This window comes from Prodigiosinella aquatilis, assembly GCA_030388725.1.
In the GTDB taxonomy this organism is placed as follows: domain Bacteria; phylum Pseudomonadota; class Gammaproteobacteria; order Enterobacterales; family Enterobacteriaceae; genus Prodigiosinella; species Prodigiosinella aquatilis.
On the sequence record CP128857.1, the window covers coordinates 3,432,519 to 3,448,443 of the forward strand.

The following is a 15,925-nucleotide window of genomic DNA, read 5'->3' on the forward strand; positions in this document are numbered from 1 at the left end:
TTAAACAGGAATCATGGAGAAACTATGCGTGCTGTGCTTAATATCCTGAATTTTGTGCTGGGTGGATTCTTCACCACCCTTGCCTGGTTGCTGGCAACCGGCATCAGTATCGTGCTTATTTTCACCTTACCGCTAACCCGATCATGCTGGGAAATCACTAAACTCTCCCTGCTACCTTACGGCAATGAAGCTATCCATATCGATGAATTATATCCTGAAAGGAAAAATCCTCTTCTCAATGCTGGCGGGACACTGCTGAACCTCTTCTGGTTTATCTTTTTTGGCTGGTGGTTATGCCTGTCACACATCATCAGCGGCATTGTGCAATGCCTGACCATCATTGGTATTCCGGTAGGTATTGCCAACTTCAAGATTGCAGCTATTGCACTCTGGCCGATTGGACGGCGCGTAGTTTCAGTTGAAGAGGCTCAGGCTGCCAGAGAAGCCAACGCCCGTAGACGTTACCAATAGCCCTGGGGCAGGAGAATAATATTGTGCTGCTCACCATTTCACCCGGCATGCGCCGCCATATCTACAATAGCAGTTGGTTGTACAATATCCGTATTTTTCTGGCGCTGGCAGGTGCGGCTGCCATACCTTGGTGGCTGGGACAGTCAACCACGACTATTCCAGTAACATTGGGAGTTGTCGCCGCTGCACTAACCGATCTTGATGATCGTCTTTCTGGTCGTCTTGTGAATTTGCTGATCACGTTAAGCTGCTTTCTGATCGCTTCCGTCTCAATTGAACTGCTCTTTCCTTATCCGTGGTTGTTCGGTATCGGACTCACTCTCTCTACCTGCGCTTTTATTCTGCTAGGTGCCTTGGGGCAGCGTTATGCCACCATCGCCTTTGGCGCGCTGCTCATTGCCATTTACACCATGCTGGGCATTTCCCTTTATGATAATTGGTATCAACAGCCACTGATGCTGCTCGTTGGCGCACTGTGGTACAACTTGCTTACACTACTTGGTCATCTTATTTTCCCTATCCGACCATTGCAGGACAATCTGGCGCGTTGTTATCAACAATTGGCCTACTATCTGGAAGCAAAAGCCAATCTATTCGATCCTGATAGTGAAGATACTAACCAACCACTGATCGACGTTGCTCTGGCCAACAGTCAGTTGGTTTCAACGTTAAATCAGGCAAAGTCGTCACTACTTACCCGGCTACGGGGAGATCGTGGTCAACGAGGCACTCGCCGCACATTGCATTACTATTTTGTGGCGCAGGACATTCACGAACGAGCCAGCTCTTCACATGTGCAATATGAGCAATTGCGTGAAACGCTGCGCTACAGTGATGTGTTGTTTCGGTTCCAACGGCTGCTTTCCATGCAGGCTCGAGCCTGTCAGCAACTGGCTCAATCTATTTTGTTGCATCAGAAGTACCAGCATGACACCCGCATTGAAAAAGCATTCGTGTATCTTGGATCAACCCTTGATAATCTGGCTCAGCAAGGCGTCGATGCAGGTCAGATCAAGGCGCTGCGTTATCTTCTTAACAATCTGCGCGCTATTGACGCCCAGTTATCCACCATCGAATCCGAACAGACTATTGAACTGAACAATCATCAGGAAAACAGTCTATCTGATGATAAAATCACCGGCTGGAGTGATGTTCGCTTACGCATCAGCCGCCACCTGACACCAAAATCTGCCCTGTTTCGCCATGCCGTGCGCATGTCTGTACTGCTTTGCGCCGGTTATATATTTATTCAGACAACCGGGTTACAGCACGGTTACTGGATATTGCTGACCAGCCTGTTCGTGTGTCAGCCAAATTACAATGCGACCCGTCGCCGTCTTGCACTGCGCATTATTGGCACGCTTAGCGGAATTCTGCTCGGGCTCCCGATCCTTTACTTCGTCCCTTCAATTGAAGGGCAACTGGTGTTGATCGTCATCAGCGGCGTATTATTCTTCGCTTTTCGTAATGTGCAGTATGCTCATGCCACCATGTTTATCACTCTGCTGGTGTTGCTCTGTTTTAATCTTTTGGGTGAAGGATTTGAAGTCGCTGTACCACGCGTGGTGGATACATTACTGGGATGTGCGATCGCCTGGATGGCAGTGAATTTTATCTGGCCTGACTGGCGTTTCCGGGGATTACCAGCGGTGATTAATAAAACGCTAGATGCAAACTGCCGTTATCTGGATGCCATTATGGTGCAATACCATCAGGGTAAAGATAATGGCCTTATCTACCGTATTGCGCGCCGTGATGCGCATAACTGCGATGCGGAACTGGCTTCAGTTATATCCAATATGTCAGCAGAACCCCACGCCACCCGCGAAACAATGGAAGGCGTATTTCGTCTGATGTGCCTTAATCATACGCTATTAAGTTATATCTCTACGCTGGGTGCACACCGAGAAAAAATAGCAGCGCCAGAGATATTGCAACTTCTGGATGATGCAGTTTGTTATGTCGATGATGCTCTCCATCACAATGCAAGCGATCAGCCACGCGTTACACAGGAACTCAATGTGTTGGGATCTCGTATTCAATCCCTGTCACCTGACCCAGATAGCAAAGAGCCCTTGGTTCTCCAACAGATAGGCTTGCTTATTAGCTTGTTACCCGAATTAACGCAATTGAAAAATCAGATGTTTGAATCAAGCATCAATAACCGCCCCACTGCCTGAGTCGGTGGCATAATTGCACATTGACCAGATAATCTGATGAGCAAAGATGGGAGAACAGCTCGCAGCGCAGCAAATACAGCTATGTGAACGATTAACAGGGCTATTGATGTTAATGATTTGCGAACCATTGAATGCAGGATACTGCTTGCTCAAGATGAGTAAGCAGTATTTATCTTGCTGAATTATCTTGATAAATCTTTAATGTTTATGCGGTTGGCTAATACTTGGAGCGTTATGTTCGAACCACTCTATCAACTCATTACGCATACCGTGAGGCAACGCGGCTAAATGAATTCCACAGATAGCCCCAGCCAGAGCCAGCAAGATATTGACGCTGAGATGTTGGCTCACTGTCCGGAGTTTAAGGTAACTCAATTTAGCACCAAGCTCATGTAAATCCGCAATATTCTTGATACCCGCTTTCCATAATAGTCGTTCAAGATCATGATTGAGATTAGGCAAATCTTTTAAACGACAGCATTGACTCCTGGCTGTTTTATCCTGTCTGGCACCCTGTAGCGATCTCCGCGCCAACCCAAGCAATTTCTCATGATTATCCCAAAGTCTATCGTCTACCAGATAATAACTTAGCGGGACAGGCATGCCTCGTTTGGTATAGATAAGATTGGGCACATTGAGTGCCAGAAAATAGTTTTCAAGGTGTTTCGTCGCTCTAAGATAAAGCTCTCCCCCCGAGACCAACGCAAAAATAATCTGATCAGCGGCAATACTGTAGCCACCAAACTGAGAACGAGAGCTTATGTGTCCCAAAGGAGCAAAAACACATTTCGACTGTAAAATCCTTTTTTCGCATAGTTGTTTCATTACTTTACCCTTAGTAGTGAAAGATCTTCCCTGTTTGATTTAACGACTATGTAACAGGAATCATTAATTAAACACATGGAGGGCGGTAGCTTCAAATACAAAATAGAGTTGACTGAAATTGCATATGAATTATGCGAGGCGCTTTCAAAAAATTCGGGTTGATCTTTGTTCGCACAAAAGATACTGTACACCCATACAGTAACGCTGTGGGTAGAACACATTATGCGCACTCAATCCGTTAATTCTCGCAACTTCTGTCATTCCTCATTGCCAGGACATGAAGCACCGTCCAGCGCATCAAATGGCGGTATTATCAGTGAAATTGTCTACGCTCCGGATCAACCAGTGCTTGAACATCTTCTGATTCCTCTCTTACGGCAATTGGGAATGCAATCCCGCTGGTTACTATGGCTTTCTCCGCAGAAAAAAATCAGTCGTCACTGGTTACAACAGGCCGGGTTACCTCTGAATAAAACAATCCAGTTGCACCACCTCAGCCCAGTGAACACCGTTGATGCTATGGAAAAAGCACTGCTTACTGGAAATTACAGCGCCGTACTATGCTGGTTGTCAGAAGAATTGAGTAATGAGGAAAAGATACGACTGCAACATGCTGCACAGAGTGGAAACACCTATGGATTTATCATGCGTTCAGAGGATAAAACTATTGATAGACTATTTTCTACGCTAAAGATTCACTCAAGATTATATCATTAAGCAAATTCAGAATTTTCTCACCAGGAAAAACACTACATAAAGCGAATCCCCGCGCTATGCTTGATGTTAAGAACTGATTGGTCGGTTTTAAATATAATGACTTCGCCATATAAACAGCTACAATCAGCTATTATTTGTTAATAAGTATGTATGGACAGCTGGTATTTTTATGAGCTGCATCACATCATACTTGTAACTTTCACATCACGTTGTAGACTTTACTTCGCTGGAGTTGCTCTTCTGATAACACCACTTAATGGGATAAAAAATCACTTAATTGGTTGTGAATAGAAAACATAAGGGCAATGGCTCCAACGAGGGATTCTAACCAAAGGTTATTAGCCTTTAGCGCTAGTAACCGATTTGGATGATAATGAGGCGTAAAATGAAAAAAACAGCTATCGCTATTGCAGTGGCACTGGCTGGCTTTGCTACAGTAGCACAAGCCGCACCTAACGATAATACATGGTATGTAGGTGGTAAACTGGGCTGGTCCCAGTATCACGATGCTGGCATGAATGGCAACGGTTATCAAACGACTAACGATGCGCAGAAAGATCAACTGGGCACGGGTGTTTTTGCAGGCTATCAGGCTAACCCTTATTTAGGTTTTGAAATGGGTTACGACTGGTTGGGTCGTATGAAATATGTCGGTGCAAACCGTGGCAATTTCAAAGCTCAAGGTATTCAGTTGGCAGCGAAGTTGAGCTACCCAATAATGAGCGATCTAGACGTCTACACTCGTCTTGGGGGTTTTGTATGGCGTGCTGATAGCAGCGATGACGTGACTGGCAACAGCGGTCATGATACCGGTGTTTCCCCATTAGCGGCTATCGGCGTTGAGTACGCAATAACCCCAAACTGGGCAACCCGTTTGGATTACCAATGGATTAACAACATCGGCGACGCGTCCACTGTTGGCGGACGTCCTGATAACGGTATGTTAAGTGTCGGTGTTTCTTATCGCTTTGGTCAGGACACTGCCGCTCCAGCTCCGGCTCCAGCCCCCGCTGTTGAGCCAGCTCCGGCACCCGTTGTTAACACCAAACATTTTACACTGAGATCCGACGTTCTGTTCACCTTCGACAAAGCAGTGCTGAAACCGGAAGGGAAGCGTTCTCTTGACCAGTTGTACTCTCAACTGAGTTCAATGGATCCTAAAGATGGTTCTGTTGCTGTTCTGGGCTTCACTGACCGCCTAGGTTCTGATAAGTACAATCAGGTTCTGTCTACCAAACGTGCGCAGAGTGTTGTTGACTATCTGATTTCCAAAGGTATCCCGGCCAACAAGATTTCTGCCCGTGGTCTTGGTAAATCTAACCCGGTTACCGGTTCTACTTGTAATAACGTGAAACCACGTGCCGCGCTGATTAGCTGCCTGGCACCGGATCGTCGCGTAGAAATCGAAGTTAAAGGCATCAAAGACGTTGTAACTCAGCCTCAGGCTTAAGTTACACAACTCAGCGCATGCACATTGATAAATCTTTGCGTATGACGTGTTGAGTCACAGAAAACAGTCCCGGTTCGTTCCGGGGCTGTTTTTTTATGGTTGAGATCCAGCACAGTGACGACCTTCCCATGACTTGAAATACCGTTCAGGTCAGAAGGCAAAAAGCAGAATTTCACATCAGAGTCGGTAATCAGCAGTAAGCACTAGCTTTATTCAAAGCATCAATGTCTTCTGCTATCAGTTTTAATCTGGTGGCATCGGCCAATTCTTGTACTTGCTGCACCGATGTCGCGCTGACAATGGGAGCAGTTATCCCTGGTCGGGCAATCAACCAGGCCAACGCAACCTGAGTCGGTGTAGTCTGATGAGCATCAGCGATAGCATCCAGTTTGGACAGAATCCCCATGCCCCGGTCATTGAGATAATGCTCGACGACGCTCTGCCCACGCTTACTTTTTACCATATCTTCCGGTGAACGATACTTGCCAGACAAAAATCCACTAGCCAACGAATAATAGCCAATAACCCCCAGTCCATGCTCTTTTACCAGTGGCTCCAGCGTAGTTTCATAATGTTGGCGATCGTAGAGATTATATTCCGGTTGCAGGGTTTCATAACGCGCCAGATGATTTTCCTTACTGACACGGAGTGCCTGCTGTAACCTGTTTGCTTCATAGTTTGAAGCCCCGATAGCTCGTACCTTTCCTTCCTTAATCAGAGCATCAAAGGTGGACAGCGTTTCCTCAAGAGGCGTTTCGTTGTCATCGTCATGGGACTGATAGAGATCGATATAATCTGTCTGTAGTCGATGTAATGAATCCTCAACCGCCTGGCGAATATAGTGCGCTGATAACCCCTTTTTACCTTCGCCCATATCTTTACCCACTTTGGTGGCAATAATCACCTGATCTCGTTTACCGGTCTTTTTGAGCCAGTTACCTATAATGGTTTCTGACTCTCCCCCTTTATTACCCGCAGCCCAGATCGAATAAACGTCAGCAGTGTCAATAAAATTAAGTTTTTGATCCAACAAAGCATCAAGTATGCTGAACGATGCGGATTGATCGATAGTCCACCCAAAAACATTGCCACCAAATGTTAATAACGGAACCCGAATTCCTGATTGCCCAAGCTCACGTAATGATTCTGACGCCGACATAAATCATCTCCTTTATTAAAAAACCCACACCATTTCTCGCACTACACGGAAGAATCCATAGCATGCGTCATTTGCCTCTTGCATATCAATCGAACCGTACTTCCCATGAAAGTGATCCACAAAAACGTAAATGCTATGAGACCCGGGCTTCAGTTTAGGCTCTTTTCGAATATATAATTCGCATTCTGCGCGTTTAATCTTATTTTTAGCGCATGCGTTACATAAAATGACAACCGAAATCGGTCTGCATCATACTTGGAGCAAAAATGTCTCACATTGCGCAATTCGTTTTAGCATTAATTGTTATTGCTGGCTTATCACTACTGGTTTGCCGCGACCGCAAAAGCATTCGCATCAGATTTATTATTCAATTACTGATAATTGAAATATTGTTAGCCTATTTTTTCCTCTACTCCAATGTAGGGTTGGGATTTGTAAAAGGCTTTGCAGAGCTGTTTGATAAACTGCTCAGTTATGCAGCCCAAGGCACCAACTTTGTCTTTGGCAATATGAGTGATAAAGGTCTGGCCTTCTTCTTCCTGAAAGTACTCTGCCCAATCGTCTTTATCTCCGCCTTAATCGGTATTCTCCAATATATCAAGCTATTACCATTGATTATTCGTCTGATTGGTACCGTGCTTTCCAAGATTAATGGCATGGGAAAACTGGAGTCGTTTAACGCCGTCAGTTCCCTGATTCTGGGGCAGTCAGAGAACTTCATTGCCTATAAGGATATTCTGGGCAAGATGTCGGAAAAACGCATGTACACCATGGCAGCCACCGCGATGTCGACGGTTTCCATGTCGATTGTTGGTGCCTATATGTCCATGCTGGATGCCAAGTATGTGGTCACTGCGCTGGTGTTGAACATGTTCAGTACCTTCATCGTACTGTCATTGATCAATCCCTATCGCGTCGGTGAAGAACCAGAGCTTCATCTCGGCAATCTGCATGAAGGACAGAGTTTCTTCGAAATGCTGGGGGAATACATTCTGGCCGGTTTCAAAGTGGCGATCATTGTTGCAGCGATGCTGATTGGTTTTATTGCCTTGATTACCGCAATAAACGCCCTGTTCAGCGCTATTTTTGGACTGAGTTTTCAAGAGATTCTGGGGTATTTCTTCTATCCGTTTGCCTGGATAATGGGTATTCCCAAAGCAGAAGCGTTACAGGTCGGCGGCATCATGGCAACCAAACTGGTTTCCAATGAATTTGTCGCCATGATGGAACTGCAAAAGGTTTCCAGCCAGTTATCCCCGCGTAGCGTAGGCATTCTCTCTGTTTTTCTGGTGTCTTTTGCCAATTTTTCTTCTATTGGTATTGTCGCGGGGGCGATTAAAGGCCTGAATGAAGAACAGGGAAATGTCGTTTCCCGTTTTGGTTTGAAACTGGTTTATGGTTCGACACTGGTCAGTTTGCTTTCTGCTTCCATTGCCGGCCTGGTTTTATGACTCGTCGTTAATCTCAGTTGGACCTTTATGGAGAATCTCTGATTGTATGTGAATAATCAGAGATTTTCTTTCTCTACAATCTCTGACATATCTTCCATATTTCCTTCATTTTTATCCTCTGATAACTGTTTAAACTAGTACCCTATGCACATTCTTCTATGTAGTTACGCCAGCTCGTGTTTTATGGGGATCTCAACTCTTATATGAACGCCAAACGCGCCTTTCGCTTATTGACTCTGCTTGTTGTCGTTACTGCTGCTTTTTTTATCTGGCGTTATTTCCATCAACCACAAACTACAACAGCGCCGCCGACCGCCGCGATAAATGGAATAAGCGCAACGCCTTCGTCATCCAGCGGTAAGAGTGGTGGCGGACGACGCCGACAGATGCCACTACCACCGGTTCAGGTCGCACTCTCCCAGAAAGATTCCGTACCCTACTATCTTTCTGGATTGGGCACAGTGACTGCCGCCAATACCGTGACCGTGCGCAGCCGGGTTAGCGGACAGCTAATAGCACTGAATTTTAAGGAAGGGCAACAAGTAAAAGCCGGCGATCTGCTGGCTGAAGTTGATCCCAGGCCTTTTCAGGTAGAGCTGATTCAAGCTCAGGGACAGTTAGCCAAAGATCAGTCTATTGCAGCCAATGCACGACAGGATTTGGCACGTTATCAGCAGTTGGTGAAAACCAATCTGATCTCCCGTCAACAGCTCGACACGCAGGAAGCGGAGGTCAGGCAGTATGAGGCAACGGTCAAATCCGATCTGGGATCGGTCGCAAGTTCCCAGCTACAGTTGGACTATAGCCGTACGACTGCTCCTATCAGCGGTCGGGTTGGTTTAAAACAGATCGATGTCGGAAACTACGTCACCAGCAGTGATACCAATGGCATTGTCGTATTAACGCAAACGCAACCCATTGATGTGGTATTTACTCTGCCGGAAGGGGATATCCCCACCATACAGACCGCACAGAAATCCGGATCGGTACTGGTAGAAGCCTGGAATCGCACTAATCAGCAGAAACTATCGCAAGGGTATTTGCTCAGCATGGATAACCAGATTGATAGCACTACCGGCACGATTAAGTTGAAAGCGCGTTTTGCAAACAACGATGACGCGCTGTTTCCCAACCAGTTTGTCAACATCCGGATGAAAGTGGATACCTTGCAAAACGTGGTTATTGCACCATCGGCAGCCATCCAGATGGGCAATGAAGGCAGTTTTGTATGGGTGTTAAATGATAAAAATCAGGCCAGCAAACATCTGATCACCACAGGCATACAGTATGGTCAGCAAACTGTAGTGAAAACCGGCCTGAATGCGGGTGTTCGGGTGGTTACCGATGGTATCGACCGCCTGACAGAAGGTGCACATGTTGAAGTGCTGTCATCTTCTGACGTCAAACAAAACACCACCGCTGCTTCTGACAACAAACATCCGGCTAAAAGCGCGGAGAAATCTTGATGCAAGACACCACACCAATAAAGGGTGGTGGCCCATCACGGTTATTTATTCTGCGGCCAGTTGCTACCACGCTATTGATGATTTCTATTTTACTGGCAGGAATTATTGGCTACCGGGCCTTGCCGGTATCCGCCTTGCCGGAAGTGGACTATCCCACCATACAGGTTGTCACACTCTATCCAGGCGCCAGCCCGGACGTAATGACCTCATCGGTCACTGCGCCACTGGAACACCAGTTCGGCACCATGTCCGGGCTAAAACAGATGTCCAGCCAAAGCTCCGGCGGCGCATCAGTCATCACACTCCAGTTCCAGTTGGCACTCTCGCTGGATGTCGCCGAGCAAGATGTCCAGGCTGCCATCAACGCCGCCAGCAATCTACTACCGTCTGATCTGCCCTATCCACCCATCTACAGCAAGGTGAATCCGGCTGATCCGCCGATCATGACATTAGCCGTCACATCTAGCGCCATGCCAATGACGCAGGTGCAGGATATGGTTGAGACCCGTCTTGCCCAGAAAATCTCTCAGGTTGAAGGCGTCGGTCTGGTTTCGCTGGCAGGCGGTCAGCGCCCCTCTGTGCGGATAAAACTGAACCCCGGCGCATTGACAGCCTACGGGCTGACCGGCGAGTCAATACGTACCGCCATCACGGCAGCCAACGTTAATTCCCCCAAGGGGAGTTTTGATGGTCCCGCCCGGGCGGTAACACTTTCCGCCAACGATCAAATGCACTCGATTGAGGACTATCGACAACTGATCGTGTCCTTTAAAAATGGGGCGCCAGTTCGTCTACAGGATGTCGCCACCGTGGAACGGGCCGCTGAAAACACCCATCTTGCCGCGTGGGCAAACCAGCAGCAGGCCATTATTCTTAATATTCAACGCCAACCCGGCGCCAATGTCATCGCCACAGCTGATCACATCCGCAATTTATTGCCGGCGTTAAAAGCCAGCCTGCCCAAGTCAGTGAATATCACGCTATTAACTGATCGCACCACCAATATTCGGGCTTCGGTCGACGATGTGCAGTTTGAGCTGTTGCTGGCTATTGCGTTGGTAGTAATGGTGATTTATCTGTTCTTGCGCAACGCTGTCGCGACGCTGATCCCCAGTATTGCGGTTCCCTTGTCATTGGTTGGCACGTTTGCCGCCATGTATTTCCTGGGTTTTTCCATCAACAATCTGACACTGATGGCGCTCACCATTGCCACGGGTTTCGTGGTAGACGATGCGATTGTGGTGATTGAAAACATCTCACGCTATATCGAAAAAGGAGAAACACCGCTTAATGCCGCCCTGAAAGGTGCTGGTGAGATTGGTTTTACTATTATTTCACTCACCTTCTCACTGATTGCCGTCCTCATTCCATTGTTATTTATGGGTGATATCATCGGGCGTCTGTTTCGCGAGTTTGCCATTACGCTGGCCGTATCGATCCTCATCTCCGCCATTGTTTCTCTGACATTGACACCCATGATGTGCGCACGAATGCTCACCCCTCAGTCACTGCACCATCAGAACTGGCTTACTCAGGCCAGCGAGCGCTTTTTTAACCGTATTATCGCGGCTTATGGCCGCGCATTGACCAAAGTGCTCAATCATCCCTGGCTGATGCTAAGCGTGGCATTGAGTACGTTGGGGTTAACCATCGGACTCTATTTAATCATTCCCAAGGGGTTCTTCCCAATACAGGACAACGGCATTATCCAAGGCACCGTGCAAGCCGCCCAGTCCATTTCCTTCAGCAACATGGCTCAGAAGCAACAACAAGTGACCGCCATCATCATGAAGGATCCTGCTGTACAGAGTATTTCTTCCTTTGTTGGTGTTGACGGTACTAACCCGACGCTGAACAGCGGACGGCTGCAAATCAACCTTAAACCACTCAGTGAGCGACATGACCGTATTCCGGCCATTATCGCCCGACTACAGCAGCAAACAGCACAGCTTCCCGGCGTACAGCTGTATCTACAGCCGGTGCAAGATCTGACTATCGATACCCAGATCAGCCGGACACAATATCAGTTCACGTTGCAAGCCATGTCTCAGGAAGAACTGAGTACCTGGGTCCCAACCTTAATGAGTGAGCTACAGAAACTGCCGCAATTGAAAGATGTGAGCAGCGACTGGCAAGACCATGCTGCTGTCGCCTATGTCAATGTCAATCGTGACAGTGCCAGCCGTCTGGGTATCACCATGTCACAGATTGATAACGCCCTGTATGATGCATTCGGCCAACGCCTGATTTCCACTATCTACACTCAATCCAATCAGTACCGGGTCGTTTTGGAGAACAAGACCACCAATACCGGACTGAATGCCTTGCACGATATCCGGTTTATCAGCCCTGACGGCGACAGCATCCCGCTGGATACATTTGCAACCATTGAGGAGCGTCAGGGACCGTTGGCGATTAATCATATCGACCAATTTCCGTCCACCACCATTTCCTTCAATTTAGCGAATGGCTATGCCTTGGGTGATGCGGTGAAAGCCATCACCCAGACACAACAGCAGATGCATTTGCCCAGCACCATCACCACCCGTTTTCAGGGCAGCACACTGGCATTCCAATCTGCCTTGACCAGCACCGTGTGGCTGATCGTCGCGGCAGTAGTGGCGATGTATATCGTGCTCGGCGTGTTATATGAAAGTTTCATCCACCCGGTGACTATTCTGTCCACCCTGCCAACAGCCGGTGTCGGTGCGCTGTTGGCACTGATGATGTCTGGCAGCGATCTGGATATCATCGCCATCATCGGTATTATTCTGCTCATTGGGATCGTGAAGAAAAACGCGATCATGATGATCGACTTCGCACTGGCGGCCGAACGTGAACAAGGGATGTCGCCTTATCAGGCCATTTATCAGGCCTGTTTGCTGCGCTTCCGCCCTATTCTGATGACGACAATGGCGGCACTGCTGAGCGCGCTACCATTAATGATGAGTACCGGTGTTGGTGCCGAGCTGCGGCGTCCACTCGGCATCTGCATGGTGGGTGGGCTGCTTATGAGTCAAGTGCTAACACTATTTACCACCCCGGTAATCTATCTGCTGTTTGACCGTTTGGCTCACCGCTTCCGCCAGCCTCAGCTTCAGGAGGAGGAAGCACAGTGAAGTTTTTTGCGCTGTTCATCCACCGTCCCGTAGCGACAACCCTGCTGGCCTTGGCTATTACACTCTGCGGCATCATGGGCTTCCGGCTGCTGCCGGTTTCGCCCTTGCCGCAGGTTGATTTTCCGGTGATTTCAGTCTCTGCATCCCTGCCGGGAGCATCGCCAGAAACCATGGCTTCCTCGGTAGCGACGCCTCTGGAACACGCATTGGGCGCCATTTCTGGTCTCAATGAAATGACATCCATGAGCTCTCTGGGTAACACGCGCATTATTTTGCAATTTAATCTGAACCGCGATATCAATGGCGCGGCGCGCGATGTACAAGCCGCTATTAATGCGGCGCAGAACCTGCTCCCCAGCAGTCTTCCCAGCCGTCCGACTTACCGTAAGGTTAACCCCTCGGACGCGCCGATCATGATCCTGACGTTAACATCGGAAACCTATGGTCTGGGTCAGCTCTATGACTTTGCTTCGACACAGTTGGCGCAGCGTATTTCTCAGTTGGACGGGGTTGGCGATGTGACTATCGGCGGTAGCTCACTGCCTGCCGTGCGGGTCGCGCTCAATCCACTGGCGCTGTTTAACCAGGGCATCTCGCTGGATGACGTCAGGCTGGCCATTAGTCAGGCGAATGTACATCGACCGTTGGGGAATGTTGATAACGCCGTGCAGAACTGGCAGATCAAAACCAATGATGAGCTGAAAACAGCGGCAGTATACCGGCCATTGATTATTCATTATAACAACGGTTCCCCCGTTCGACTCAGCGATGTCGCCACGGTTAAGGACTCGGTCCAAAACACCCTGAATGCCGGGATGACCAATGGGAAACCCGCTATTCTGGTGATCATCCGTCGGTCGCCTGACGCCAATATCATTGCCACCGTCGACAGCATCCGCGCAGCATTGCCGGAATTTCAGGCCAGCCTGCCAGCGGCGATTTCACTCAAGATTGCGCAGGATCGTTCCCCGACCATCCGTGCGTCTCTGTCGGAAGTCGAACGTTCATTGGTGATTGCGGTTTTACTGGTGATTCTGGTGGTCTACCTGTTCCTGCGTTCCGGTCGCGCGACACTGATCCCGGCGATTGCCGTGCCGGTATCGTTGATAGGAACGTTTGCGGCCATGTATCTGTGTGGTTTCAGCCTGAATAACCTTTCGCTGATGGCGTTGACCATCGCCACCGGGTTTGTGGTGGATGACGCGATTGTGGTGCTGGAAAATATCTCCCGCCATATTGAGGCGGGAATGAAGCCCCTGGAGGCCTCGCTGCAAGGGGTACGTGAAGTCGGTTTCACCGTGGTGTCCATGAGTTGCTCCCTGATTGCCGTGTTCATTCCCCTTTTGCTGATGGATGGATTGCCAGGTCGGCTATTCCGGGAGTTTGCCGTCACGCTTTCCGTGGCTATCCTCATTTCGTTACTGGTTTCTGTGACGCTGACACCAATGATGTGTGCCCACTGGTTACATTCTCATCGTCGTCACAGTCAGCCACGCAAACAAGGATTCGGCCGATTACTACTGGCGCTGCAACAAGGCTATGGCCGATCGCTGATGTGGGTGCTGCACCATACTCGCTGGATCATGCTGCTATTGTTGGCGACCATCAGTCTCAGCGTCTGGCTGTATATCAGTATTCCGAAAACCTTTTTCCCCGAGCAGGATACTGGCCGGATAATGGGATTCGTGCAGGCTGATCAAAGCATTTCGTTTCAGGCCATGAAAACCAAGCTACAGGATTTCATGTCCATTATCAGGTCCGATCCGGCCGTGGATAACGTTACCGGCTTTACCGGTGGAACGCGAACCAACGGTGGCTATATGTTTATCAGCCTGAAACCCTTGTCCCAACGTAATGCCAGTGCCCAGCAGGTCATTGCCAGATTGCGGGTAAAACTCGCCAAGGAACCGGGTGCCAGCCTGTTCCTGGCCGCCGTACAGGATGTGCGTATCGGTGGCCGTGAGGCAAATGCCAGCTATCAGTATTCACTGCTCTCCGACGACTTAAACGCACTGCGAACCTGGGAACCTAAAATTCGCGCCGCATTCAGTAAACTGCCACAACTCGCGGACGTCAGTTCTGATCAGCAGGATAAAGGCGCAGAAATGGCGCTGGTTTATGACCGGGACACCATGGCACGTCTGGGCATCAGTGTTTCCAGTGCTAACGCTCTACTGAACAATGCGTTTGGCCAGCGTCAGATATCAACCATTTATCAGCCGATGAATCAGTACAAGGTGGTACTGACCGTTGATCCTGCCTATACACAGAATGTCAGCACACTGAAAAAAATGTTCATCATCAACAATGCAGGCAAACCTATCCCATTGTCCTACTTCGCGCACTGGCAACCGGCCAATACACCGCTGGCGGTCAATCATCAGGGATTGTCTGCCGCAGCAACCATCGCCTTTAACTTGCCGGAAGGCGCTACACTATCCGAAGCCACTACCGCCATTGAACATACGATGGTATCGCTAGGTGTCCCTTCCAGCATACGGGGACAGTTTGCCGGTACAGCGCTGGCCTTCCAGCAATCCCAACATTCACAGGTTGTGTTGATCATCGCAGCAATTGTCACGGTGTATATTGTGCTGGGAATTTTGTACGAAAACTATGTACATCCACTGACCATCCTCTCAACCCTACCTTCAGCTGGGGTTGGGGCACTGCTGGCCCTGGAAGCATTCAACAAGCCCTTCAGCCTGATTGCCTTGATAGGCATCATGCTGCTGATTGGTATTGTGAAGAAAAATGCCATCATGATGGTGGACTTCGCCCTGGTGGCGCAACGATCGGGTAATCTCAGCGCCAAAGATGCCATCTTTCAGGCATGTATGCTCCGTTTTCGCCCCATCATGATGACCACAATGGCGGCTCTGTTTGGTGCGCTGCCGCTGGTACTCAGCAGTGGCGATGGTTCGGAATTGCGCCAGCCGCTGGGGATAACTATCGTAGGCGGTCTGGTAATGAGCCAATTGCTAACGCTCTATACCACACCGGTGGTGTACCTGTTTTTTGACCGATTGCATCTGCGTCGACGGAAAGCACCGGTAATCAGCACAGTATCCTCGTGATCGAAAACAT

Annotated in this window: 10 protein-coding genes; 8 read left to right on the forward strand and 2 right to left on the reverse strand. The window is 48.8% G+C overall.

The genetic code is table 11. The features are described 5' to 3' along the window. Positions 1-24 precede the first annotated feature (24 nt). Positions 25-471, forward strand: coding sequence for a YccF domain-containing protein (locus tag PCO85_15935; protein WJV52704.1), 447 nt, complete (start codon positions 25-27; stop codon positions 469-471). A 26-nt stretch (positions 472-497) separates the two neighbouring features. Then, positions 498-2,651, forward strand: a complete 2,154-nt coding sequence (gene yccS, locus PCO85_15940; GenBank protein ID WJV56108.1) for a YccS family putative transporter — start codon at positions 498-500, stop codon at positions 2,649-2,651. A 198-nt stretch (positions 2,652-2,849) separates the two neighbouring features. Here yccS and PCO85_15945 read toward each other — a convergent pair whose 3' ends face one another. Further along, positions 2,850-3,476, reverse strand: coding sequence for a TfoX/Sxy family DNA transformation protein (locus PCO85_15945; protein WJV52705.1), 627 nt, complete (start codon positions 3,474-3,476; stop codon positions 2,850-2,852). Positions 3,477-3,698: 222 nt separating this feature from the next. Here PCO85_15945 and sulA point away from each other — a divergent pair, with 222 nt between their 5' ends. Beyond that, positions 3,699-4,193, forward strand: a complete 495-nt coding sequence (gene sulA / locus PCO85_15950; GenBank protein ID WJV52706.1) for an SOS-induced cell division inhibitor SulA — start codon at positions 3,699-3,701, stop codon at positions 4,191-4,193. 385 nt (positions 4,194-4,578) lie between these two features. After that, positions 4,579-5,643: a porin OmpA gene (gene ompA / locus PCO85_15955; GenBank protein WJV52707.1), complete on the forward strand. Its 1,065-nt coding sequence runs from the start codon at positions 4,579-4,581 to the stop codon at positions 5,641-5,643. A 190-nt stretch (positions 5,644-5,833) separates the two neighbouring features. Here ompA and PCO85_15960 read toward each other — a convergent pair whose 3' ends face one another. Continuing rightward, positions 5,834-6,802, reverse strand: a complete 969-nt coding sequence (locus PCO85_15960) for an aldo/keto reductase (GenBank protein WJV52708.1) — start codon at positions 6,800-6,802, stop codon at positions 5,834-5,836. 266 nt (positions 6,803-7,068) lie between these two features. Here PCO85_15960 and PCO85_15965 point away from each other — a divergent pair, with 266 nt between their 5' ends. From PCO85_15965 to mdtC, 4 genes are all read left to right on the forward strand, one after another. Beyond that, positions 7,069-8,253 (forward strand): NupC/NupG family nucleoside CNT transporter, encoded by a 1,185-nt coding sequence (locus PCO85_15965; protein WJV52709.1) that lies wholly within the window; start codon positions 7,069-7,071, stop codon positions 8,251-8,253. A gap of 203 nt (positions 8,254-8,456) precedes the next feature. After that, complete coding sequence (locus tag PCO85_15970; GenBank protein ID WJV52710.1) at positions 8,457-9,719, forward strand: MdtA/MuxA family multidrug efflux RND transporter periplasmic adaptor subunit; 1,263 nt, start codon at positions 8,457-8,459, stop codon at positions 9,717-9,719. Then, positions 9,719-12,838, forward strand: coding sequence for an MdtB/MuxB family multidrug efflux RND transporter permease subunit (locus PCO85_15975; GenBank protein ID WJV52711.1), 3,120 nt, complete (start codon positions 9,719-9,721; stop codon positions 12,836-12,838). Before PCO85_15970 ends, PCO85_15975 begins: the two co-directional genes overlap by 1 nt. Further along, on the forward strand, positions 12,835-15,915 hold the full coding sequence (gene mdtC / locus PCO85_15980; protein WJV52712.1) for a multidrug efflux RND transporter permease subunit MdtC: 3,081 nt from the start codon (positions 12,835-12,837) through the stop codon (positions 15,913-15,915). Before PCO85_15975 ends, mdtC begins: the two co-directional genes overlap by 4 nt. The last annotated feature ends 10 nt before the right edge of the window (positions 15,916-15,925 follow it).

Bases quoted from the DNA above. Each gene is read 5' to 3' on its own strand.
- PCO85_15960 (WJV52708.1), bottom strand. From the start codon at position 6,802: ATGTCGGCGTCAGAATCATTACGTGAGCTTGGGCAATCAGGAATTCGG.
- PCO85_15965 (WJV52709.1), top strand. From the start codon at position 7,069: ATGTCTCACATTGCGCAATTCGTTTTAGCATTAATTGTTATTGCTGGC.
- PCO85_15975 (WJV52711.1), top strand. From the start codon at position 9,719: ATGCAAGACACCACACCAATAAAGGGTGGTGGCCCATCACGGTTATTT.
- PCO85_15945 (WJV52705.1), bottom strand. From the start codon at position 3,476: ATGAAACAACTATGCGAAAAAAGGATTTTACAGTCGAAATGTGTTTTT.
- sulA (WJV52706.1), top strand. From the start codon at position 3,699: ATGCGCACTCAATCCGTTAATTCTCGCAACTTCTGTCATTCCTCATTG.
- PCO85_15970 (WJV52710.1), top strand. From the start codon at position 8,457: ATGAACGCCAAACGCGCCTTTCGCTTATTGACTCTGCTTGTTGTCGTT.
- PCO85_15935 (WJV52704.1), top strand. From the start codon at position 25: ATGCGTGCTGTGCTTAATATCCTGAATTTTGTGCTGGGTGGATTCTTC.
- ompA (WJV52707.1), top strand. From the start codon at position 4,579: ATGAAAAAAACAGCTATCGCTATTGCAGTGGCACTGGCTGGCTTTGCT.